General features: G+C 34.5%; 27 protein-coding genes. 21 read left to right on the top strand and 6 right to left on the bottom strand.

Going from position 1 to position 19708, the window contains the following annotated elements; translation table 11 throughout:
- Positions 1-1062 carry a tyrosine-type recombinase/integrase gene (locus tag EKH84_RS19765; RefSeq protein WP_127067629.1) on the bottom strand — a complete coding sequence of 354 codons (1062 nt, stop codon included), beginning with the start codon at positions 1060-1062 and terminating at the stop codon, positions 1-3.
- A gap of 17 nt (positions 1063-1079) precedes the next feature.
- Entirely contained in the window at positions 1080-1430 is a 351-nt protein-coding gene (locus EKH84_RS19760; protein WP_127067628.1) for a helix-turn-helix domain-containing protein, read from the bottom strand.
- 140 nt (positions 1431-1570) lie between these two features.
- Here EKH84_RS19760 and EKH84_RS19755 point away from each other — a divergent pair, with 140 nt between their 5' ends.
- The 19 genes from EKH84_RS19755 (at position 1571) to EKH84_RS19675 (ending at position 12738) form a co-directional block, all read left to right on the top strand.
- The gene (locus EKH84_RS19755; protein WP_207669750.1) at positions 1571-1765 is read left to right on the top strand and encodes a helix-turn-helix domain-containing protein; all 195 of its coding nucleotides are present in this window, start codon (positions 1571-1573) and stop codon (positions 1763-1765) included.
- Between the two features lie 215 nt (positions 1766-1980).
- The gene (locus EKH84_RS22270) at positions 1981-2148 is read left to right on the top strand and encodes a hypothetical protein (RefSeq protein ID WP_190283408.1); all 168 of its coding nucleotides are present in this window, start codon (positions 1981-1983) and stop codon (positions 2146-2148) included.
- Positions 2145-2333 (top strand): HTH domain-containing protein, encoded by a 189-nt coding sequence (locus EKH84_RS19750; RefSeq protein ID WP_127067627.1) that lies wholly within the window; start codon positions 2145-2147, stop codon positions 2331-2333. Before EKH84_RS22270 ends, EKH84_RS19750 begins: the two co-directional genes overlap by 4 nt.
- Before the next feature lie 168 nt (positions 2334-2501).
- A complete protein-coding gene (locus tag EKH84_RS22265; RefSeq protein ID WP_190283407.1) occupies positions 2502-2675 on the top strand; it encodes a hypothetical protein in 174 nt (57 codons plus the stop codon).
- A gap of 331 nt (positions 2676-3006) precedes the next feature.
- The gene (locus EKH84_RS19745; protein WP_127067626.1) at positions 3007-3237 is read left to right on the top strand and encodes a hypothetical protein; all 231 of its coding nucleotides are present in this window, start codon (positions 3007-3009) and stop codon (positions 3235-3237) included.
- Positions 3238-5208, top strand: a complete 1971-nt coding sequence (locus tag EKH84_RS19740) for a DNA primase family protein (RefSeq protein WP_127067625.1) — start codon at positions 3238-3240, stop codon at positions 5206-5208.
- A 12-nt stretch (positions 5209-5220) separates the two neighbouring features.
- Positions 5221-5493 (top strand): hypothetical protein, encoded by a 273-nt coding sequence (locus tag EKH84_RS19735; protein WP_127067624.1) that lies wholly within the window; start codon positions 5221-5223, stop codon positions 5491-5493.
- An 11-nt stretch (positions 5494-5504) separates the two neighbouring features.
- Entirely contained in the window at positions 5505-5924 is a 420-nt protein-coding gene (locus EKH84_RS19730) for a sigma factor-like helix-turn-helix DNA-binding protein (protein ID WP_127067623.1), read from the top strand.
- A gap of 171 nt (positions 5925-6095) precedes the next feature.
- On the top strand, positions 6096-6503 hold the full coding sequence (locus EKH84_RS19725; protein WP_127067622.1) for a phBC6A51 family helix-turn-helix protein: 408 nt from the start codon (positions 6096-6098) through the stop codon (positions 6501-6503).
- A 716-nt stretch (positions 6504-7219) separates the two neighbouring features.
- The gene (locus EKH84_RS19720) at positions 7220-7420 is read left to right on the top strand and encodes a hypothetical protein (protein ID WP_127067621.1); all 201 of its coding nucleotides are present in this window, start codon (positions 7220-7222) and stop codon (positions 7418-7420) included.
- Positions 7421-7475: 55 nt separating this feature from the next.
- Positions 7476-7988, top strand: coding sequence for a hypothetical protein (locus tag EKH84_RS19715; RefSeq protein ID WP_127067620.1), 513 nt, complete (start codon positions 7476-7478; stop codon positions 7986-7988).
- A gap of 14 nt (positions 7989-8002) precedes the next feature.
- Positions 8003-8632, top strand: a complete 630-nt coding sequence (locus tag EKH84_RS19710) for a hypothetical protein (protein WP_127067619.1) — start codon at positions 8003-8005, stop codon at positions 8630-8632.
- Complete coding sequence (locus EKH84_RS19705; RefSeq protein WP_127067618.1) at positions 8626-8835, top strand: hypothetical protein; 210 nt, start codon at positions 8626-8628, stop codon at positions 8833-8835. Before EKH84_RS19710 ends, EKH84_RS19705 begins: the two co-directional genes overlap by 7 nt.
- Positions 8836-8849: 14 nt before the next feature.
- On the top strand, positions 8850-9125 hold the full coding sequence (locus tag EKH84_RS19700) for a hypothetical protein (RefSeq protein WP_127067617.1): 276 nt from the start codon (positions 8850-8852) through the stop codon (positions 9123-9125).
- A complete protein-coding gene (locus EKH84_RS19695) occupies positions 9122-9430 on the top strand; it encodes an HK97 gp10 family phage protein (protein ID WP_127067616.1) in 309 nt (102 codons plus the stop codon). Before EKH84_RS19700 ends, EKH84_RS19695 begins: the two co-directional genes overlap by 4 nt.
- A 2-nt stretch (positions 9431-9432) precedes the next feature.
- Complete coding sequence (locus EKH84_RS19690; RefSeq protein WP_127067615.1) at positions 9433-9756, top strand: hypothetical protein; 324 nt, start codon at positions 9433-9435, stop codon at positions 9754-9756.
- Positions 9757-9833: 77 nt separating this feature from the next.
- Positions 9834-10058, top strand: coding sequence for a hypothetical protein (locus tag EKH84_RS19685; RefSeq protein ID WP_127067614.1), 225 nt, complete (start codon positions 9834-9836; stop codon positions 10056-10058).
- Position 10059: 1 nt separating this feature from the next.
- The gene (locus tag EKH84_RS19680; protein WP_127067613.1) at positions 10060-12285 is read left to right on the top strand and encodes a hypothetical protein; all 2226 of its coding nucleotides are present in this window, start codon (positions 10060-10062) and stop codon (positions 12283-12285) included.
- Between the two features lie 66 nt (positions 12286-12351).
- Positions 12352-12738, top strand: coding sequence for a hypothetical protein (locus tag EKH84_RS19675; protein ID WP_127067612.1), 387 nt, complete (start codon positions 12352-12354; stop codon positions 12736-12738).
- A gap of 551 nt (positions 12739-13289) precedes the next feature.
- Here EKH84_RS19675 and EKH84_RS19670 read toward each other — a convergent pair.
- Positions 13290-13757, bottom strand: a complete 468-nt coding sequence (locus EKH84_RS19670; RefSeq protein ID WP_127067611.1) for a TRADD-N-associated membrane domain-containing protein — start codon at positions 13755-13757, stop codon at positions 13290-13292.
- A 6-nt stretch (positions 13758-13763) separates the two neighbouring features.
- On the bottom strand, positions 13764-14021 hold the full coding sequence (locus EKH84_RS19665; protein ID WP_127067610.1) for a hypothetical protein: 258 nt from the start codon (positions 14019-14021) through the stop codon (positions 13764-13766).
- Positions 14022-14836: 815 nt separating this feature from the next.
- Between EKH84_RS19665 and EKH84_RS19660 the strand changes: the two genes are divergently transcribed.
- Entirely contained in the window at positions 14837-15103 is a 267-nt protein-coding gene (locus tag EKH84_RS19660; protein ID WP_127067609.1) for a hypothetical protein, read from the top strand.
- Positions 15104-15119: 16 nt separating this feature from the next.
- Positions 15120-15287: a hypothetical protein gene (locus tag EKH84_RS22260; RefSeq protein WP_190283406.1), complete on the top strand. Its 168-nt coding sequence runs from the start codon at positions 15120-15122 to the stop codon at positions 15285-15287.
- A 621-nt stretch (positions 15288-15908) separates the two neighbouring features.
- Here the strand turns inward: EKH84_RS22260 and EKH84_RS19655 are convergent.
- Together EKH84_RS19655 and EKH84_RS19650 are read right to left on the bottom strand one after the other, a co-directional pair.
- Positions 15909-18257 carry an alpha-galactosidase gene (locus EKH84_RS19655; RefSeq protein WP_127068172.1) on the bottom strand — a complete coding sequence of 783 codons (2349 nt, stop codon included), beginning with the start codon at positions 18255-18257 and terminating at the stop codon, positions 15909-15911.
- A gap of 24 nt (positions 18258-18281) precedes the next feature.
- Entirely contained in the window at positions 18282-19694 is a 1413-nt protein-coding gene (locus EKH84_RS19650; RefSeq protein ID WP_127067608.1) for a glycoside-pentoside-hexuronide (GPH):cation symporter, read from the bottom strand.
- Positions 19695-19708: the final 14 nt, after the last annotated feature.

The following is a 19708-nucleotide window of genomic DNA, read 5'->3' as shown; positions in this document are numbered from 1 at the left end:
CTAATAATTTAAAGCTTGTAGTTTTTCAGCTACTTCGCTGTGCTTATTTGGATATAAATGTGAGTAAGTTTGTAGAGTGGTTTCTATATTCTCATGTCCCAGCCGCTCCGAGATAAGAAGGGGGGATATACTCATTTCAATTAATAATGATGCATGAGAATGTCTTAGATCATGTATACGAATTCGCTTGACCTCCGACTTTTTACAACCTCTATCCATTTCATGATGTAGATAATATTTTGTTACAGTGAATAGACGCTCGTTTGGTTTATAGTCATATAGCTGTTCTTTATACTCTTTCACCATATCACATATAAATTGTGGAAGTGTTACAAGTCGTGTACTCTTTGGTGTCTTTGGCTCCTGGATGAGATCTACACCGTTTAACCTAGCATAGCTTTTATTAATACGTACGGTTTTATTCTCCATGTCAAAATCATTATAGGTAAGAGCTAATAACTCTCCTTGTCTCATACCAGTATAAAACAAGAGGTTGAAGATGGTTTTAGATAGTGGTTTATCACTAACAATAGCTATAAACTTGTCAAACTCTTCTTTCATCCAAAATTGCATAGCCTCAGCTTTATTTTTTCCCATAGCTCCACATATACGTGCTGGATTAGAAGGTAGTTTATAGTATTTTATAGCATAGTTAAAGATGGCTGATATTTGATTATTAATAGTACGTAGGTAGGTTTGGCTGTAATTCTCTTCGCTACTTAGTAACTCATTCTGCCACTTGCTGATTGTGTTCTGATCTATTGTGTTGATGGGCATATTCTCAAAGTATGGAAGTATCTTTAAATTAATAACATACTTTTTATTATCAAGGGTGGTGGGTTTTAATCGGCTCTCACAATGTTCATAGTATAATGCTACAAGGTTTTTAAAACTCATGTTACATGATGCGTGAGCTTTATTTAAAAAATCTCTCTCATAGGCTTTGGCGTCTTTCTCACGCTTAAAGCCTTTTTTCTTTTTCTGCTTTTTTTCTCCGTTCCAATCGGTGTAATAAAATTTGCAATACCAGGTACCGAGTTTTTCATCCTTGTATGTGGGCATCTATTCACCTTCTTAAATTAATTTTCTTCGGTGTCCATTAATCCAAGTCTATTAAACAAGTCGATTAAAAAATCATAGTCATTAGGATATACTTCAAGAAGTAATTTTTTTAATTCATCAAGTTGCTCTAATCGCTTAATGTCATTAGAAAGTTGTTTGGAACTATATTTTTCATCCCACCCATATAAGTCGGCGATAGTACATTCTAAAGCAGTTGCTATCCTTTCAAGCATTTCTTTCTTCGGTTCTCTTACACCACGTTCATATTGGAGTATCGCTTGGGGACTTACACCTACACTAGTTCCAAGTGCTTCACCACTCATTTTTTTTGACTTTCTAATTTTTCTTATGTTCTCACCTATACTCATTTAGAATCACCTCCAAATGTAATTATAAACAAAAATATAAAAAAGTAAACAAAATGTTTAAAAAGTGTTGACTATTAAACAAAATGAGTTTATATTAAAGTTAAGTTAAACAAAACGTTTAATTAAGAGGGGGTAATAAAGTGGAAATTAATTTGTATAAGTTTAAATTAGCTATAGCTAATGCTTTAATCACTACAACAGACCTGGCAGAAAAAGCAAATGTTAGCAGAACTCTAATCTCTAATATATTAAATGGCAAGAAGTCAGAAGTTCAACCGGCCACAGTGGGAAAACTTGCACGTGCACTAGATATTAAAGTAGAAGATCTTATATAGGTGTTTCAGATACATGTTGAAATTTAGATAATACGTGGAAAAAGACATTAGCGTATATGAAGTGTAAGATGATAAATGAAGAAAGGATGATGGTATGAAGACTTTATTAAACAATTTATTTACTGCTTATATCATAGTGGCTTCTCTAATAGGTACGCTTAGTTTGATTGTATGGGTGTCAATATTCATAGATTATTTGATGGGGGTGTAAGAGTATGAAGAGAGACGTGTTGATTTGGAAAATAGTTAATAGGCTTCATGAAGATGGAGCACTTGAAGTAGGTAACTACATGGACTGTATTGATCAAACTAAAGATATACACGACATTATCGAGAATATTTTAATTGATTATGTGATTATAGAGGGGAGTATAGTTGAATGAGTCAAGTAATACAAGAAGCTAAACGTTTCTACACCGCTCAAGACGTAGCCAATTTATTAGGTGTTAGTACTACAACTGCATATAGGACTATCAAACAACTAAATGATGGGTTGAAAGCCCAAGGGTTTATTATTGTACCTGGTAAGATTTCGGTAAGATATTTCAATGAAAAAGTTTATATTTAGGGGGTGTGACACATGTCAGTGTCAAAAGAAAATTTATACGCGGAATTTGAAAGGAATTAGTTCTATGAGCATGAACATAAAAAAAGAACATATACAAGATGCGCCTGGCAGCAAATCTCATAACTATGTTCATGCTCTTATTATAAATTAATAGGAGGTTTTGTCAATATGAAAAATGCAACAATGGTGTATAACCAAATTCAAGAGGGCCTTAAAAGTAAATTAGATGCAATGAATAGTAATTATGCGCGTGCTGAGTGGTTAGCAGCAAGTTTTAAGGAAGCTAAGCTATCAGAGGATTTACAAGAACCAATTATCATATGGTTTTTAGCAAACTATTAAAGAAAAACAAAGAGTAGACCTCCCGCGAAGAAGAATCGACTTACAGAAATGTTTGGTGCAAATAAATAATAGATCGGGATTTATAAGGTGCTCTTGGGGGTGCCTTTTTTCATTTCAAGTACTAAATAAATAATACTAGTTCTACACTTGCCACAACTATACCGACGGAATAAACTTTCATTGTTAATAAAATTTGATACTAGCTAAAATATTAATCTATATGCAAGATATAGTATATAAAGCTAAAAATTGATTTATATATAGTACAAAGGGGGAAGCCCCTAAAATTTTTATTATATGTGCATACAAGAATACAAAGGGGTGAAATGAAATGCTTAAAGATAAGATATTTAATTATGATGCTGATGAGTTAGACAATTTTAGTACACGTATACCAAAAGAGTATAAGGCTTTATTAAAGCTTAAGGCTACTGTTGATGGTGTATCCGTACAAGATTTAGTTATATACGCATTAAGTAAATACATTGTCAATGATAAAGATGATGACACTAAGGACCTTGTTAGTGAATTACGACTTAAGGTTAGGGAAGTGGTGAAATAAATGCCAAGAACAGCACAACCAAGTAGACGAGCATTAAGGCCTAAAGCTGAATATCACGACTATTACAATTTAGTATTTAGAGGCTATATAGAAGATAGGAACGTATCACGTAAAGATGATAGTAAGATTAAGACTTTTAACCAGGTATGTAAGAGTGATGATATATGCGGGGTGTTTCTATCAGGTATTGTCATGGTAGATGTAGATGATGGCAACAACGCTAATATTATACAGAGAATACTTGACGACTATGGTGTTTCTTATTTGTTTGCAAACACTACGCGTGGTAAGCATTTTTTCTTTTACCACGGTAAATGGTCTAAAGTCTTAAGAGACCGTTCACATATAGTAGCTGCTGTAGGTTTAGAAGTAGACTATAAATGCTACTCAGTTGACTGCTCACCACTATCTAAGACGTTAGATGATGGTACAGTACAACCAAGACCTTTACTTACTTCTCCTAACTGGACAGGTGACTTAGTAGATTTACCACACTTCTTAGTACCAGTTGATGCAAAGGAGGACTTTACTAAATTAACCGACTGTAGAAATGAAACATTCTACATCTACATTCTTAAACTACTCAGATATGGACTGGATAAAGAGCAGACTAAGCACACCATAAGACTTATAAATAATTACGTAATACCTAACTCTTTAAGTGATAGAGAGTTAAACATAGTCTTAAGGGATGAAGCTTTTCCGGATGAAGATGCTATTATAACATTTACAGATAGAAATGGTAAGAATGCGAAGATAAATTACAAACTAGCAGCTGAAAGATTTAGTAATAAGTTTAATTGCTGCTTTGTAGATGACACTCTATTCTATAAAGTAAAAGATTATTATGAACCATGTTCATTTGATTTTATTCAACGTGATATGTACGATACGTTTACAAGTCCTAATAAACGCTTATTAGAAGAAATTTGTTATGGTATATCCAAAGTAGCACCTATTAAAAACGCTTCAAATAGAACGTGTACGCCTTTTAAAAATGGTCTATATGACTTTGATAAGGGTGCTATGGTGGAATATGATAAAGATGAATTTTTCTTTAATAAAATACCATTTAACTATAATAAGAATGCTGAGCCAGTTAAGATAGTTGATGATTTTTTAAACGGTATAAGTTGTTATAAGCATGATGTTGGAGACTTGATACTTGAAATGATCGGCTATTGTCTATATCCAAACAATAAGTTAGGTAAGATGTTTTTCTTAGACGGTATTACTCGAAATGGTAAGTCTACTTTATTTGAATTTATCAGCTACTGTATAGGACAACAGAACATATCAAATTTAAATATACAAGACCTAGCAGCAAAATATGATGTTAAACAACTTGATCGGAAGCTAGTTAATATAGGTGATGATGTACCACTTGATTACATTCCCGACTCATCTGTAATTAAAAAATTAGTAACAGGTGAAACGGTAATAACAGAGGAAAAATTCAAAGCTAAGGAGTCTATGAAATTTAAAGGGAAGTTGTTATTTAGTGGCAATGGTCTACCAAAATTTTCAGGAATGGGTGCAGAAGCTATAATTCAAAGGTTTGTTATTATCCCAATGAATGCTGATTTTAAAGATGGTAAGGGTGATAAAGATTTGATAAAAAAGCTTTGTACTCCTAAAGCGGCTGAGTATTTAATAAGCTTAGCTATGGAAGCTATACAAGATGTTTTAAAGACAGGTCATTTTACTGATACAGAAGAATCAAAAGAAGCCTTAACGGAGTATCATAAAGATTTAGATAGTGTTCTAAGATGGATGGATGAAATTACCCCTCATATAGATGGTAGAAAAACAAGTGATGTATTAAGGCAATTTAATGTATATGCTTTAGAAAATGGCTATCAAGAGATTTCTCAGACTTTACTAACTAAAAAATTAAGAAATTATGGTTATAAAAGTGACTCAGTAAAGATTGCAGGTAAAAGTGTTAGAGTATACAAGTTGATTAACTAGGGGGACTAATAGATGACAAGGACGATAAGTTTACAGTTTTTTGCTCACTCTTTATATGTAGTTGATGAAGAGTGCTTACAGTACATTAATACTATAGATAATACTAAGCTTAAGGATACACGTACTAGGTTAATGAATGGAGTGTATCATGTTAAACCAGTAGGAATAGATCAGAATAAAGGTTTTTATGCTATATGTCCATACTGTGGCACAATAGAGCACCATGGGATTAAAGGTAAAGTTAAATCAAATTGTACGCCACGTAATAACTTTATTATAAATTAAGGGGGATGCTAATGAGTAACATTGAACAGACACTTAAAAACTATCCAATTTTACAGGCAGAAATCAATAGGCTTAAGTTGGAGCTTATGCGGATGGATAGTGAATATATGGGTATTACAGCTATTGGAGCTGACATTAAGCCGAGTACTTCCACTAATAAGGTATGTTCATCAGTAGAGAGTGAATGTATTCACCGTGAGGAGCATAAGCAGTATATTCAAATTATGATACAACAGAAGTCTTTAGACTTAGATATTATAGATAATGCTTTAAGTGTACTTACTGAGGAAGAATTACAGCTTATTACTTTAAGGTACTTTAAGAAGCGTAAGCGTGATGATGTAGCAGAATTATTAGAAGTATCACCAAGATGTGTTTGGAGCAGAACAAAGGATATACTTAATAAGTTAGAACCTTTAATTATCATGTAATTGTACCGTTTATACACTTTCATACATCACGTAAAACAATGTACAATACTATTATCAAAGAGTAGTCAAAAGCGGCTACTCTATTTTTTATGCCTACATAGTGGCTAACTATGGTATAAGTCATACGGACGTAAAACGGCATAGATCATAAAAGGAAGGAGGTGGAGAGATATGCCAAGAGGGCAGAAGCGTGACTCAAAAGGTAGGTTCGCATATCAAGGTATGTTATCTAAGCAGCAACTGGATTGTATCGCATATATGGTATATGGTAACGAACAAAGTCCTACTAAGATAGCTAAGGAAATAGGAGTGTCACGAGCAAGTATTTATAATTGGTTAACTTATCCGGTTTTCTTAGAGGAGCTTAAGAAACAGAAACTTGCTTACACTAATGCCATGGGTACTAAGGCTTTGAAAGTGATTGAAGACTTAATGACTTGTAAAGACAAGAGAACGGCCCTTAAAGCTGCACTTGAAGTATTACGCGCATGCGGTGAGTTTAGGCAAGAGCTTGAAGTAAACACCAACCAGGAGATTATTATTACACTTGCTGGTGATGAAGATATGGGAGTAGATTAACTTATGGAATACGTTGATACAGACATACAAGATGATTGGTAGGTTAATTGATAAGGCTATATAGTTTGTAAGCTATACGAGCGTGTGAGGAAGTAATAGAGGTATATTTAATACTAATACGCAATATTACAGTTGATTAAAAACCCACCAGTTAATTAGGTTAACAATAAATACTATTCGCGTTACTCGTATTTTGCGAAGAGTATAACTAAGAGATTAGAACATGCATTGATAGTCATGGTGTATATGAGTATGATACTTAAGCTAGTTATGTAATTCGCACAGAGAATATAATGTTTTAATTTCAAAACAACACTAATACTAAACCATCATAGTGTAAATACGGTTAAAGATGGGGCGGGACACCCTTGACGTGTGACGTGGGGCCTATAATGCTTAAGCCAAATATTGCACGCTAAAATTATCCAATAAACTATAAATGTAGAAGTGTAACCAAAGTGTAACCGTCAAAACAATTGATAATCATAGACTACACAGTTTACTACACTTACTACACTTATTTATTAAGATATAAAATATTTATATTAGTATATAGTGGTAATTTCTATATATAAGAGAATAATCAAGTGTGGAAAGTGTGAAAAGTGTAGTAGACTTTGATAATCATGGGTTACAATGCAAAAAGCAAAGTGTAGCCAATTATTAAAAGCGTGGTATAACGCTATTTTTTATGCAAAGAAAAGGAGGAATAATCAATGCCAAGTTTAACAGAATTAAATCAAGCGTATATAAAAGCTAAGCATGAAGCTGAAGCTGAGACTGTAAAAGAAAAAGCTCCCGTAGTAACTATAGAAGCATTTAAGAAAATGTCGTTACGTGAGCAGAACATGCTCTATATAGAACATCCGGAAGTATATAAAGGGTGTTGGAAAGAGATTCATGCCGACGACCTTTAGCACAGAAACAATGAAATTAATAAATAAAAATCTAAAGAATTAAAGGAGGTCTAGTATGACTAAGCAAGAAATGTGGGACTTAATCAATAAAGAAAATGCAATTAAAGAAGAGAATGAAGCCAATATAGTTGCAGCAGAGAAGAAGATTAGTGATTTACAAAGTAAAATCGATGTGGCTATTAGGAAAAAAGATAGTGCAGCAGCTATTAAGTTTAGTGATCAGTTAGAAGCAGAACGAAGAAAGTTAGAGATTTATAGGAATATTGTAAACTCTTATCAGTACGGAGTTGATATTTCAAAAGAGGACTTTATGAAGTGTTTTGCTACGGATATTACTACACCTTTTTATAAGCGATCAGAAGAATTACGCACTGAATTAACAGCTAAGCGCGAAGAATACATTGTGTTGATGAAGTCAGCTTACAAGGAACTTAATGAGCTTAGTTGTAATGCTCACGAATTTATGGACCTTGCTTGTAAGGGTAAGCTAGATATTAATGTGAATTATCCTAATGTAGATATGAGGAATTATTTTATTAATGAAAACAGATATTTCTTTGAGGATTAAGGAGGAGAATAAAAATGAAAATAGATGAGATTTTAAATAAAATTAGTGAGGCTAAAGCATTTGAACTATCTGATCAAGAAGAAATTAATAAAATAAAAGCTCAAATTAATGAAACCCAACTAGCAATTGATAAGGCAATTAAAGAAAGAAATGCGGGTAAAGTTATCGATCTTACTTCTACATTAGAAAATCAACGTAAGACGTTAAATGCGTATGAGTTAATGAGACGTACGTATAGAGCTAGTAGTACGTTCTCTTACAATGATATAGAACAAGCATTTGATGATGATATTAAGAACAACTATGAGTTAAAGCGTCAAAAAGCACTAGAGGATATTAAATTGAAAATAGTAGAGTTATTCATAGCTATTAGAGATACCTATGAAACATTCAAAGATTACGAGTTAGATATTAATCCATACGTAAAGCTGGAAACTGAATTGACTAACGAATACAGAGAAAATAACGCTAGTTTCCAACATTGGCCATACGTGAAAGGTGTAAATGTTAGAGAGTTACAAGATGATTTACGTAGAGTGGCTGGTGTAATTACTAATGATGAGGTTGAGCTTATAGTCAAACACGGGGTTGAATGGGTCTTAACAAATAAGTTTAATTTTAAAAAGGAGGATGTTAAATGCTAGAATATCTAAGTTTAGAGCAACTCGACGAACTTCAAAAAAGAGAAGCAGAAATAAAAGAACGTGAAATAGCCTTAGCAGCTAAGAAAGCAGCTATGTTACAAAAGCAAGAAAATCTTTCAGAGTTACAAGCGATTGCTAGTGACGTTAGTAAACCCTTAGCTCAACGTGTAGCAGCTAAAATAAAAATTTGTGATATGAACTAATGGAGGTATGGTCTATGACAAAGAATATTCAAGATATAATGCAAGATCGCATTAAAAATAGGCTTGACGAAGTAGTCTCAGTGAGCATGGACGACCTACTTAATATCATAGCAAATGAATATGGGGTTGATTATGCCATGGTGCATAAGGACTATATTGAGAATTTTATACATGTAGATGAAATGGTACTAAGTATACTTAAAGATGAAGCTCAAATACCTGGAGCAGAGGTGTTGATTAAGATGTACCTATTAGGCGTACTTAGGGCTAAAGTAGGTGGTAATCTTTGAATAATATAAGAGTTAGGGTTAACACTGATGCTATTAGTGAGATTGAAGGTATGCTAGAACAACGATTTGAACGAGTAGGGCAATTTGTAGAGAATAAAGCTAAAGAAAGTTGCCCTGTAGATAGTGGCATCTTAAGGGCTAGCGTTCATCATGAAGCAGATAAAACCGGTACCGTGATAGGTACCAACGTTGAATATGCTATATCAGTTCATGAGGGGCACGGAAGTTTTTCCGGAGTCCCTTTTTTGCGTGATGCTGTTTATGGAAATATGTCAGAAATAAATAATTTATTAGGAGGAAATTAAGTATGAAGAACTTAGATTTAAGCGTATTTTCAAAAAATACCTGGGAGGTAACTCTACCAAATAAAGAAATTATCAATGTTAATAAACCAACTCAAAGAAAATTAATTGAGTTAGGTGAACTTACAAAGAAGCTAGAGCGTACAAAGGACACAGCTAAGCAATTAGAGATTTTAACAAATACCACGCTATTTATTTTAAATAATAACGTAGCAAATGTAGCATTTACGAGAGAGCAGCTAGAAGAGATGCTTAACCTGGACATGTATTATGCTATCTATTTTGGGTATATGGAGTTTGTAAAAGAAATTACACATAACCCAAACTAAGGATCCCCACAATCCCAGGAGAAAGTGGGGGATTAGATAATGTAGTAGATTTTACCGAAGATGACAACCATGCATTTATGTATAGGACAGTTATTAAGTTTAGTGGACTATCTTATGTTGAAGCCGGTAATTTGCCTTGTGACGAATTTTTACTTTTATATAAGAATTCTATCATAGAACAAATGTTGTCTACAGAAGAAGGTAGGGAGAGGCTTAAGAGAATAAAACGATTGACAGAGACTAAGTGTGACTTAATGGGGCTAAGAGCGCTTAAGAAACGTCTTGAAGGAAAGGAGGAATAGTATGGCGTCATTAAATTTAGCAACGCTAAGCGTGGATGTACAAGCCACCGGGGTAGGTAATGCTCAAAGAGATATAACCAATTTAACAAGTAGTATACAAAATGCCGGAAGCACCACATCCCAAACTACCAATGGGATGAATGGTGCTTTTTCTAGTGTAGGTACTAGTATCAGAGATACTATAGGGCAAACACAAGTGTTTGGTACATCTTTAAATGATTTAGGAAGTATGTTCACTTCTGCAGGTGGCATGGCTTCAATACTGACTGGTGCTGTGGTGGGTGTTACAAGCGCATTGATGCAAATGGCTACGCAAGCTATTTCGCAAGCTATAGAAGCCATGAAAGAATTTATAAGTAATGGTATTCAGATGGCAAGCGATTTACAAGAGATACAAAACGTAGTTGATGTAACTTTTGGCAACAATGCTAAAGAAGTAAATGAATGGGCGAAGGCAAATGTTGAAGCTTTTGGTTTGACTGAATTACAGGCTAAAAAATTCTCATCTACTACTGGTGCTATTATTAATGGTATGGGTGTAACAGGCAAAAAAGCAACTGAAATGTCAAAACGAGTAGCTGAGTTAGCAGGTGATATGGCTTCATTCTATAACTTAGAGCATGAAGCAGCCTTTGAGAAAATTAGAGCGGGTATCATTGGTGAGACTGAACCACTTAAGGCGCTAGGTATCGTTATGACAGAAACAAACTTGTCAGCCTTTGCATTAGCAGAGGGGCTAGAACAACCTTATAATAAAATGTCGGAGTCCGAAAGACTGATGGTAAGGTACAACTTTATCTTAGAGAAAACAGCTTTAGCACATGGAGACTTTGCTCGTACATCTGATAGTTATGCTAATAGCCAAAAGACATTACAAAATACTATTGATAGTTTAGGTGTGAGCCTGGGCAATGGTTTATTACCAGCTTTAGGTACATTTAACACTATGATAGGTGACGTATTAAAAAGCCTAGAACCTATATTATCCTTACTAGGTAATTTAGTAGGCGGTGTGCTACAAAGCTTATTCAATCAATTTAAACCAATTATTGAGGCCTTTAAGCTTATAATGGCTGTTATATCTCCTATTATAGATATTGTTAACGGATTACTAAGTGCAGTTTTTGGTATGGTTAATGGTATAAGTACCGCTGTTATGTCAGTGCTATCACCAGTAATTGATATGATGGTAGGATGGTTTGAAGGTTTAAAACAACCAATTACAACAGCTATGCAATTCATAGCGGATGCACTTTTAGCTATTCCTAATGGTTTAATTGATGGTATTAACTTTTGTATTGAACAACTTAATAAATTGCCTGGAGTCGCCATTGAACCAGTAGAAAAACTTAAGACTGGCTTTTCAGAAAACATGGATGAAATGAAAGAGTCTAGTGAAGAGTTGACCGATGGCTTAAAAGCAGAAGTTGAAAAGCTACCTAGTACGTGGGATGAATGTTTTGAACAGATTATGGCTTTGACAGATGAGAAATATGACAGCTTAAAAGCTAGGGCCAAAGAGTTTAACTATGAAATGGAACACCTAGATGATGAATATGCAGAATATAAATCTAAGCTTATGTCAGAAGAAGAAAAGCGCCTAGATAGTTTATATGAAAAGAATGGAGCTAACGCTTTAGAGATTGCTCGTATAAAAGCTTTAGAGTTAGCTGAATATGAAAAATCAATAGATGCTGAAATAGAAGCTTTTAGAAAGAAAGATGAAGTGCAGAGAACATCAAGCTTAGAGAGACAAAAAGCATTAATTGATGAACAAGACACTAAAAAGAAAACGGTTGAATTAGATAAAGCTATCATGGATGCATGGAATGAAACAGACGAGATTGTAAAAACAAACAATAAAGAGATCATTGCTCAATATAATGAAATGTTAGACTTGAAGATTAAAGCATCTAAAGTAAACGTGGGTGCTAATGATAGTGTAGATGGTAGTAGTAAAAGTGGAAGAGGTTACTATACTGGTACAAACTATGCTACCCAAGGTTGGCATGAAGTAGGAGAACGAGGGAGAGAACTTGTTTATTTTGGTGGTGGAGAGAAAGTTATTAATAATAATCAAACCGAGCAAATTATGGGCGGAAACCAAGTTGTAAATAATTATTATACTGTTAATACTGAATTTAGAAAGATAAGAGATTTGAGTGACTTAGTGGACATGTGTAACAACGCTCATACGACTATTCAAATGGGTACAAGTAACGCATAATAACGCGCCTTATGTAGCTGAAATAATGCTGCATGAGGTGTTTATTTTTATTTTGGAGGGAAATAGATGAAATATATCTTAGAATCATATAATGGCTGGAAAGAAGAAATTAGGCTACTACAAATAGAAATTGATTATGATCGTGATATTAGTAGTAAAGAGTATATGGAAACTGGTAGAAGTAATGTACGGAGTACTAAGAGTAGCGTAGAAAGTTCTGTTGAACGAGTAGGTGACAAAATAGAGCGTATGAGATACTTACAACGACAAGTTAAAAAAGTAGATGTGATATTAGATAACGATCAGTGTGAGGTATTAAAGTTAAGATATATTGAGGCGTTATCAACAAATATGATAAGTATGCGCTACCATGTAACACAATCTATGGTTTATAAACTTATTAATACTGCTTTAGCTACTTTAGAGCCTTATAGAGCATATTTTACTATGTAGGTGATAACTTGTAGGGGTAAAATATAAATCTTTTGTACGAACCTTCCAACGTAGCGAACTAGCATTAAGACTCAAACCTATTATCCAGGCTAAGGCTAAGGAAAGACAATTATCTACACTCAAACAAAACACCACCGATACGCAGAAATCTGCTGAACGGAAACCATCACGAGAGACTAGAGATGAACTAGCTAAACTAGCAGGAGTATCACACGACACTATAGGGGGACCGCCCCTTTTATAATATAGTGGGGTGGTTAATGCTATAGCAGGACATTTTTTGCATTATAAACCCATTAGATTTTTTAATCAGATATAGTAAACTAGGGTAGGGCCAAAGGCCTTACCCTTCTTTTTTTGCCTAAAAAGTAGATTTGCTTTAAAAGTATAAGTAAGAAATTGTGAATTTGTTTAAGTTTAGGTAAAACTAGGATTGTAGCACATGATAAGAATACGACCTTATATGCCAGAAATACTTGTAACTCCAATATATAAAAACCACAATCTCAATAAAACAAGGATAATATAGCTTTTATGTATAATGTAATGGGTTAGGCTGTTTTTTGTGATGATGTATCTTCTGCACGTTTACAATAAGAATTGACTAATCTTTCTATCATTTTATTTTGGAATTTTATATCAGTAGATAATTGAATTAATCTAATTAAGTTATTTCGTTCTTCTTCATTAGATATAGATAAGAAGTACTTCATTTTACTATCATTAGATTTTGTAACTAGCCAAAAAATAGTTGCTGAAATAAAATCAACTAGAACACCAGATATAGCTGTTATAAGAGCTATATCTAAACTTTTGAATATGGCTATAAAAATTGAGATAACAATAGTGGTAGTACCAGCTATGATTACTCCAATGGCTGTGTTGATTATCTTATTATTTTGTATCAATTCATTATTATGATACTTACCCCATATTGCAGTATTTAGGCTATTATTTTGAATTGAAAAACTTTTATTTGAATTAGTCAATTTATTTGAACCAATCGTAATAGATTCCATAGATACTTACTCCTTTTTGCTGTCAGCATCTATTGATTGAGCAACTAGTGCATTAATAAAAATTGTATTTCCACAAGAAGTACAAGTTACAGGCACCAAAGGTAATATTTTACCACCTAAATTAATGCTATTATTTGGACCAGTGCTGAGTGGAGTAAAAATTGAATCATCATAAGTCCAGTTATTGTTACTACACATAAGACAAGCTTTATTGTACCACTTTTCTTTGATATGATTTTCGAATTTTTCTTTATTTAACCCCATATTAGATCTCCTTTAAATACATATTTTATATCCTTAAATATTAAATTATCTAAACATAATATAATATTTTTAAATATAAAACTATTATATCAATTTATAAAAAAAATAAAAGACTAAGTAGTTAATATGTAGAATAAAAAGATAGTTTGTTTAAAAGATAGATCATAAGGCTACACTCTAAAATAAAAGGAGTGTGGTCTTTTATTATGTATAAAGGTGTTAAAAATCTTAAGCAATGGCAAATAGATATAGTAGTTAAATGGTTCTTGCTAAAGAATAGTGTTGTATGGATAAAACAGGTAGAAGATTTAGAATAAAATACCTCTCGCGCTAATGGTGAGCGTCGTATAGACGTTTTATAGTGTTCAATGTTCAGATGTTAGGGTAAATAATAAGGCTTTTGTACGAGCGTGATAGCTAGGGTTATTTTTGTGTATTTCACTTTTAAAAGTAAAGGACATAAAAGGACAATTAGAGGACATACGCTAAGCCTTGATAATCAATAAACACATCTAATCTGTATTACTGTATTTTACTATTTTTATCAAATTACAAAATAATAAATAAATATAATAATATATATAGAGTTTTCCTATATAAAAATATAAAAGTAAAGGACAGCGTTTATATTTTTGATAAAGTATAGTATAATACTGATTAATCTAACAAAAGAGGGCGTGTAAACTTATGATGAAGTATCACATGACCAACCTAATATATAAAATAACTAAGCCACTGGAATAATCCGGTGGCTATTTTTTATGTTAGAAAGTATTCTATGTTAGATTAGAAAATACATACTAGAGGTGAGCCTGATGGAAGAAATGTTAAAGAAAATAGTTAAAGAAGCGGTGGAGGAAGCACTAAGTAGTTTGGATTTAGGAGGAGCAGGAGAATATTACCCTGAAGTCTTAGACCTAAAACAAGCAGCTGAGTATTTAAAAGTTAGTAAAGGTTGGGTCTATCAAAACTTAGACTCTATACCACACTTTGAGCTAGGTGGTAAGAAGTTTGTAAGAGATCATTTAAAGCAGTTATGTATCGATAAGACAGGGAGACGGTTCGCATTGAAAGATAAATAGCTAAGGTGGAGATATTATGGTGCAGAATTTAATAGAAGAAATACAGTTAGTGTTAAAAGAAAAGTTAGATACTATGGAAAATAATTACCTACGTGCTGAATGGTTAGTAGCAAGTTTTAAGGAATCTAACTTACCTGAGTCGTTACAGTGTGCAATTATTAAATGGTTTTTAAATAGTTATTAATTAATCTAACAAAGTGTAGAATAAGAAGCGTATTTTTCTACACTTTGTAGAGGGTATGGAAAGTGGTTTTACTTATTGTGGAGAGGTACTAAAAAGGTACTAATAATTTATGGAGCCATAGAAAAACAAGTGAAATATATGAAATGAGAGATAAGAAATGTAGTAAAATCAATAGCTGAAAATAGTGATAAAGTTCTAATTATAGAATTTGAGTAAAACTAACAGCCGTGCGCGGCTTAACAAAAAAAGTAGGGATGAGAGCTCGCTCTCAATCCCTACTTTTTTTGTTAAACCGCATAGGGCGCAGTAACACAGTGAGATGAAGCGAAGCGGAGTCGAACTGTGTTGCGTAGCCCATCATATAGATGGAACGGAGTGGAATCTATATGATGCACGGCGATCGAAGCAATCAATATTGTTAGGTAAGATATAATGTAACAGCGTAGAAGTAAGCGTAAAGCAGTAGATTCACTTTCAAGCCCTACTATAAGCGTGCTAAACTTTATAAACTAGTGTGAGAGTATTATAGTGTCGTTGAATCAAGAAAATAATATTATCAGTCCCTAACATCACAATGGCAAACGATCCATAATGCCACCATTCACTCTATTATAATGGTTATCATTGCTGAGCTTCATCCTCTTCCTCCATAAAATAAATACGGGAGCAAAAGTCCTGAAAATATCTTACCTCATCATTGTAACCTGTTGCGGCAAAGCCTTGTTTTAATTTGATGCCACTATACATAAGCGTATCTCCGTAGACATGGTAAAACTCTGTTTCCCCATCTAGTTTAACCCATTTCGTTAAGATGTTGTGAAGCATCGAATCCTGTTTTACATGAATGGGTGATACCGTATTAATCAAATCACCAAATTCTTTAATGTTATGTTTGAGTTTCCTACCTGAAAAGGTATATCTCTTATCCTCATCAAGCCCTTTTGCCTTAAATATTTCGTGTTGCCAGTTTGCGGTTGTGAGTTTTTGCATGAAAAATCCTACTGATTTACTTTTGTCTTCTGATACCGTATTCCAAGAATAAATATTGCCATATCTTATGCGATAAAACGTTCCATATTGTAGTAGGTGGCGCCATTTTTTATAGAGTGTTACCTGTTCACTAAGTGCTTCAAGCTCTTCTTTTTTCATATCACTCAGATTACACTCGTATCCAAGGACACCAAAAGCCGCCACATTGAATCTGCTTTCAAAAGGTGTGATTCTTAAGGTCTGGTGATTGGGGCAGCTACTGACATGGCAGCTTATGGTGGACATCGGATAACCATAGCTATAGCCGTCCTGTATAGCTAAGCGGCATACAGCATCTGTATTGTCACTTGCCCAGATTTGTGGGAAATAGCAAAGCATACCCAGGTCAAATCGGTTACCGCCTGCAGCACAACCCTCAAATAAAATGTTGGGAAATCTCTCAGTAAGGGTTTTCATAATGCTATACAACCCTATGTAATAGTTATAAAGCATTTCACTCTGCCTACCGGAAGGAAGAGAAGGGGAATAATAATCGGAAAAAATACGATTCATATCCCATTTCACATAACTTATATTAGCAGAGGAGAATACCGCAGACATGCTTGTGATGATATATTCCTGAACATTTGGATTACAGAGGTCAAGAATACGCTGATTGCGTCCCTCGCTATGTGGCTGATTAGGAATGGAACAAGTCCAGTCAGGATGCTCTTTAAAAAGCTTGCTATCTGTATTAACCATCTCTGGTTCTACCCATATACCAAATGCCATTCCCATATCATTAATGCGATCTGCTAGACCTTTTAGTCCATGGGGCAGTTTAGAGAGATTGGGAGTCCAGTCACCAAGAGAATGCTTGTCATCATTTCGCTCACCGAACCATCCATCATCCATAACAAATAGTTCTATCCCTGCCTTGGCTGCTTTCTTTGCAAGACGTAGTAGAGAGCCTTCTGTAAAATGAAAGTATGAGGCCTCCCAGCTATTAAGCAGTATAGGGCGTTCTTTGTATTGCCAGCTTCCGCGTACAATGTGGTTTTGTACAAAGGAATGAAAGTGATGACTTGCCTTTGTGAAGCCACAGTGAGAATAAGTCATTACAGCTTCTGGTGCCTCAAGGAAATTCCCTGGTTCTAATCGGTAACAAAAACCGACTGGTGACATACCTGTTACGATTCTGGTATGACCGTAACTGTCGGCTTCTATGGCTTCGTAATGATTGCCACTGTATATGAGATTAAAGCCATAAACCTGACCAGAATCTTCATCTGCATTGGGCTCTGTGACAAATACCAGTGGATTGGCCCTGCTACTTGAAGTGCCACACTGAGAAGAGACTACATATTTGCCTGCATTTAATCTGGTCGTATGACGCTGCATTTCACGTCCCCATGCCCCATGAAAAGAGGTTACCTGATAGTCTGTACCAAAAAGCGTAAGACTGCTACTTAATAGCCTATGGACATTTACTGGATCAGAACTGTTATTTGTCAGACAGGTCTGCCTGCAGATCACATCATCCTCTTCATAAACATAGTAATACAAATCCAGTGTTAAAGCGTAGTGTTTATCAATGAGTGTAATCAGCAGTGTACTTACCTCACTATCTGTGCCATAAGAACCAGGAAGGTTGGTGAAGGCTTTCCTTCCCTGTAATATTTGATGGGAATCATACAAAAAATCACATGTACGGCTTCCGTCTGCATGAACAATTTCCACCAGTGGTTCATTGATATCGCCTTTGCCATAAGAAGAAAATTCAAGGGCGGCATTTTCTAAAGATACACCAGGATTATCCTCACAATACAATACCGTGTTGCCAGGAGCAAAAGTATGCTTTTCTGTCATTGCATCACTTTCCTCTAGATGAATCTTTCTCCCATAGTGCAGATGTTCAAGATGACCGTCAGGATGTAGCTTAAAGACATAGGAAGTGTGCTTTGTGTTTAAATGAAAAAGTCCGTTTTTTTCTTGGATCATAAGGGTCATTCCTTTCTGGTAAGCTTAATGCTTTTGACGTGATTTAAGCTCCTTCGTAATTGATTCCAGTTTTTCATCTGTGAGTATATAATGTTTTTTAAAGACAATAAAGGCTATAAGGAGTACGAGCATAGGAAGTACAGTCATGGTCATGCGAAGTCCAACCACAGAACTGCCAGAGATGGCTGACTTAATGGTTTCATCTGCGCTTATATGGAAGACTGACAGGCAAACAGAAGCAATAAGTGCAGCAATTCCTGATGCAAGTTTAACCACAAAGGTCTGCATAGAAAAGATGACTGATTCATCTCTGCGGTTATTTTTAAGTTCACCATAGTCAACTGTATTCGCCAAAAATACGGTTGTCAGTACGTTGAGTATACCGACTGCTCCAAAAATAAAGAATCCTGGAATCAGAAGCAGAAATACATTTCCCATGCTGGTAAATGAAATGCCTAATAATACAAAATAACCAATGACCGCCATCCCTATGCTGATGTAAAACACTTTAATGGCTTGGAAAAATTTTCGAAGTAATGGGAATAAAATCATCATGGACAAGATCTGTACTGCACCACCAAAGGTATTAAAGATGGTGTAATTGGTTTTCCATGAAGTGCCACCAAAATCGTATTTGAAAAAGTAAATAACAAGATTTGAAGTAATATAGACAGCAGAATTAATGAGAACAATAGCAATGACCATTGTCATGGTTTGGTCATTCTGGATGAGTGATGTAAACATTTCCTTAATCGTTGCCGCTTTCATATCCACTGTGGATTTTTCTTTAATGGCTAGACAGGTAATGATGATAAAGATAAGAAAAAGGATAGCAATAATAAGCGCAAAATATTTAAAGCCTATTCGTTCTATTTCTGTATCAGGTGACCCTGAAGGACACAATAAGCTACCAAGTCCAGCTACTGCTATAACTGTAATAATGGTAATAATAGCACTTCCCACACCTGCACAGGAACGAGCTAGCGTAGACAGATTTTCACGTTCTTTGCCCCCTTTTGTAAAAGCAGGAATCATAGACCAGTAAGGGATATCCATCATAGTATAGGTAACACCCCATAAAATGTAAAACACTGCGGCATAAGTAGTAAGTCCCGCTCCATCAAGCTGTGGTGGTGCCGCAAACATAAAAAACAAGATAATAGCATTCAACAATGTGCCTATGAGAAGCCATGGACGGAATTTTCCCCATTTTGTTTTGGTTTTGGCTACGATTACGCCCATAATAGGGTCGTTAAAAGCATCAAATACTCTGGCCACTAATAAGATAATTCCCATTGCCCATGCGCTTACACCCATAATATCCTGATAGTAGTATAAAACATAGCTGGCAGATAACATGTAAACCATATCTTTTCCAACTGCCCCTATCCCGTAAGCAAATTTTTCTTTGACTGATAAACTTTTTACTGTATCCATAACTGCTACCCCCT

It is taken from the genome of Cellulosilyticum sp. WCF-2, assembly GCF_003990395.1.
GTDB classification, from domain to species: Bacteria; Bacillota; Clostridia; order Lachnospirales; family Cellulosilyticaceae; genus Cellulosilyticum; species Cellulosilyticum lentocellum.
The sequence above is the reverse complement of the archived record's forward strand: the minus strand, read 5'-3'. Positions and strand labels throughout refer to the sequence as shown.

Coding starts and splice junctions, on each gene's coding strand:
- EKH84_RS19680 (WP_127067613.1), top strand. CDS start 10,060: ATGGCGTCATTAAATTTAGCAACGCTAAGCGTGGATGTACAAGCCACC.
- EKH84_RS19675 (WP_127067612.1), top strand. CDS start 12,352: ATGAAATATATCTTAGAATCATATAATGGCTGGAAAGAAGAAATTAGG.
- EKH84_RS22265 (WP_190283407.1), top strand. CDS start 2,502: ATGAAAAATGCAACAATGGTGTATAACCAAATTCAAGAGGGCCTTAAA.
- EKH84_RS19660 (WP_127067609.1), top strand. CDS start 14,837: ATGGAAGAAATGTTAAAGAAAATAGTTAAAGAAGCGGTGGAGGAAGCA.
- EKH84_RS19650 (WP_127067608.1), bottom strand. CDS start 19,694: ATGGATACAGTAAAAAGTTTATCAGTCAAAGAAAAATTTGCTTACGGG.
- EKH84_RS19740 (WP_127067625.1), top strand. CDS start 3,238: ATGCCAAGAACAGCACAACCAAGTAGACGAGCATTAAGGCCTAAAGCT.
- EKH84_RS19685 (WP_127067614.1), top strand. CDS start 9,834: ATGTATAGGACAGTTATTAAGTTTAGTGGACTATCTTATGTTGAAGCC.
- EKH84_RS19655 (WP_127068172.1), bottom strand. CDS start 18,257: ATGATCCAAGAAAAAAACGGACTTTTTCATTTAAACACAAAGCACACT.
- EKH84_RS19715 (WP_127067620.1), top strand. CDS start 7,476: ATGACTAAGCAAGAAATGTGGGACTTAATCAATAAAGAAAATGCAATT.
- EKH84_RS19730 (WP_127067623.1), top strand. CDS start 5,505: ATGAGTAACATTGAACAGACACTTAAAAACTATCCAATTTTACAGGCA.
- EKH84_RS19705 (WP_127067618.1), top strand. CDS start 8,626: ATGCTAGAATATCTAAGTTTAGAGCAACTCGACGAACTTCAAAAAAGA.
- EKH84_RS19760 (WP_127067628.1), bottom strand. CDS start 1,430: ATGAGTATAGGTGAGAACATAAGAAAAATTAGAAAGTCAAAAAAAATG.
- EKH84_RS19710 (WP_127067619.1), top strand. CDS start 8,003: ATGAAAATAGATGAGATTTTAAATAAAATTAGTGAGGCTAAAGCATTT.
- EKH84_RS22270 (WP_190283408.1), top strand. CDS start 1,981: ATGAAGAGAGACGTGTTGATTTGGAAAATAGTTAATAGGCTTCATGAA.
- EKH84_RS19765 (WP_127067629.1), bottom strand. CDS start 1,062: ATGCCCACATACAAGGATGAAAAACTCGGTACCTGGTATTGCAAATTT.
- EKH84_RS22260 (WP_190283406.1), top strand. CDS start 15,120: ATGGTGCAGAATTTAATAGAAGAAATACAGTTAGTGTTAAAAGAAAAG.
- EKH84_RS19735 (WP_127067624.1), top strand. CDS start 5,221: ATGACAAGGACGATAAGTTTACAGTTTTTTGCTCACTCTTTATATGTA.
- EKH84_RS19700 (WP_127067617.1), top strand. CDS start 8,850: ATGACAAAGAATATTCAAGATATAATGCAAGATCGCATTAAAAATAGG.
- EKH84_RS19750 (WP_127067627.1), top strand. CDS start 2,145: ATGAGTCAAGTAATACAAGAAGCTAAACGTTTCTACACCGCTCAAGAC.
- EKH84_RS19665 (WP_127067610.1), bottom strand. CDS start 14,021: ATGGGGTTAAATAAAGAAAAATTCGAAAATCATATCAAAGAAAAGTGG.
- EKH84_RS19745 (WP_127067626.1), top strand. CDS start 3,007: ATGCTTAAAGATAAGATATTTAATTATGATGCTGATGAGTTAGACAAT.
- EKH84_RS19670 (WP_127067611.1), bottom strand. CDS start 13,757: ATGGAATCTATTACGATTGGTTCAAATAAATTGACTAATTCAAATAAA.
- EKH84_RS19725 (WP_127067622.1), top strand. CDS start 6,096: ATGCCAAGAGGGCAGAAGCGTGACTCAAAAGGTAGGTTCGCATATCAA.
- EKH84_RS19690 (WP_127067615.1), top strand. CDS start 9,433: ATGAAGAACTTAGATTTAAGCGTATTTTCAAAAAATACCTGGGAGGTA.
- EKH84_RS19720 (WP_127067621.1), top strand. CDS start 7,220: ATGCCAAGTTTAACAGAATTAAATCAAGCGTATATAAAAGCTAAGCAT.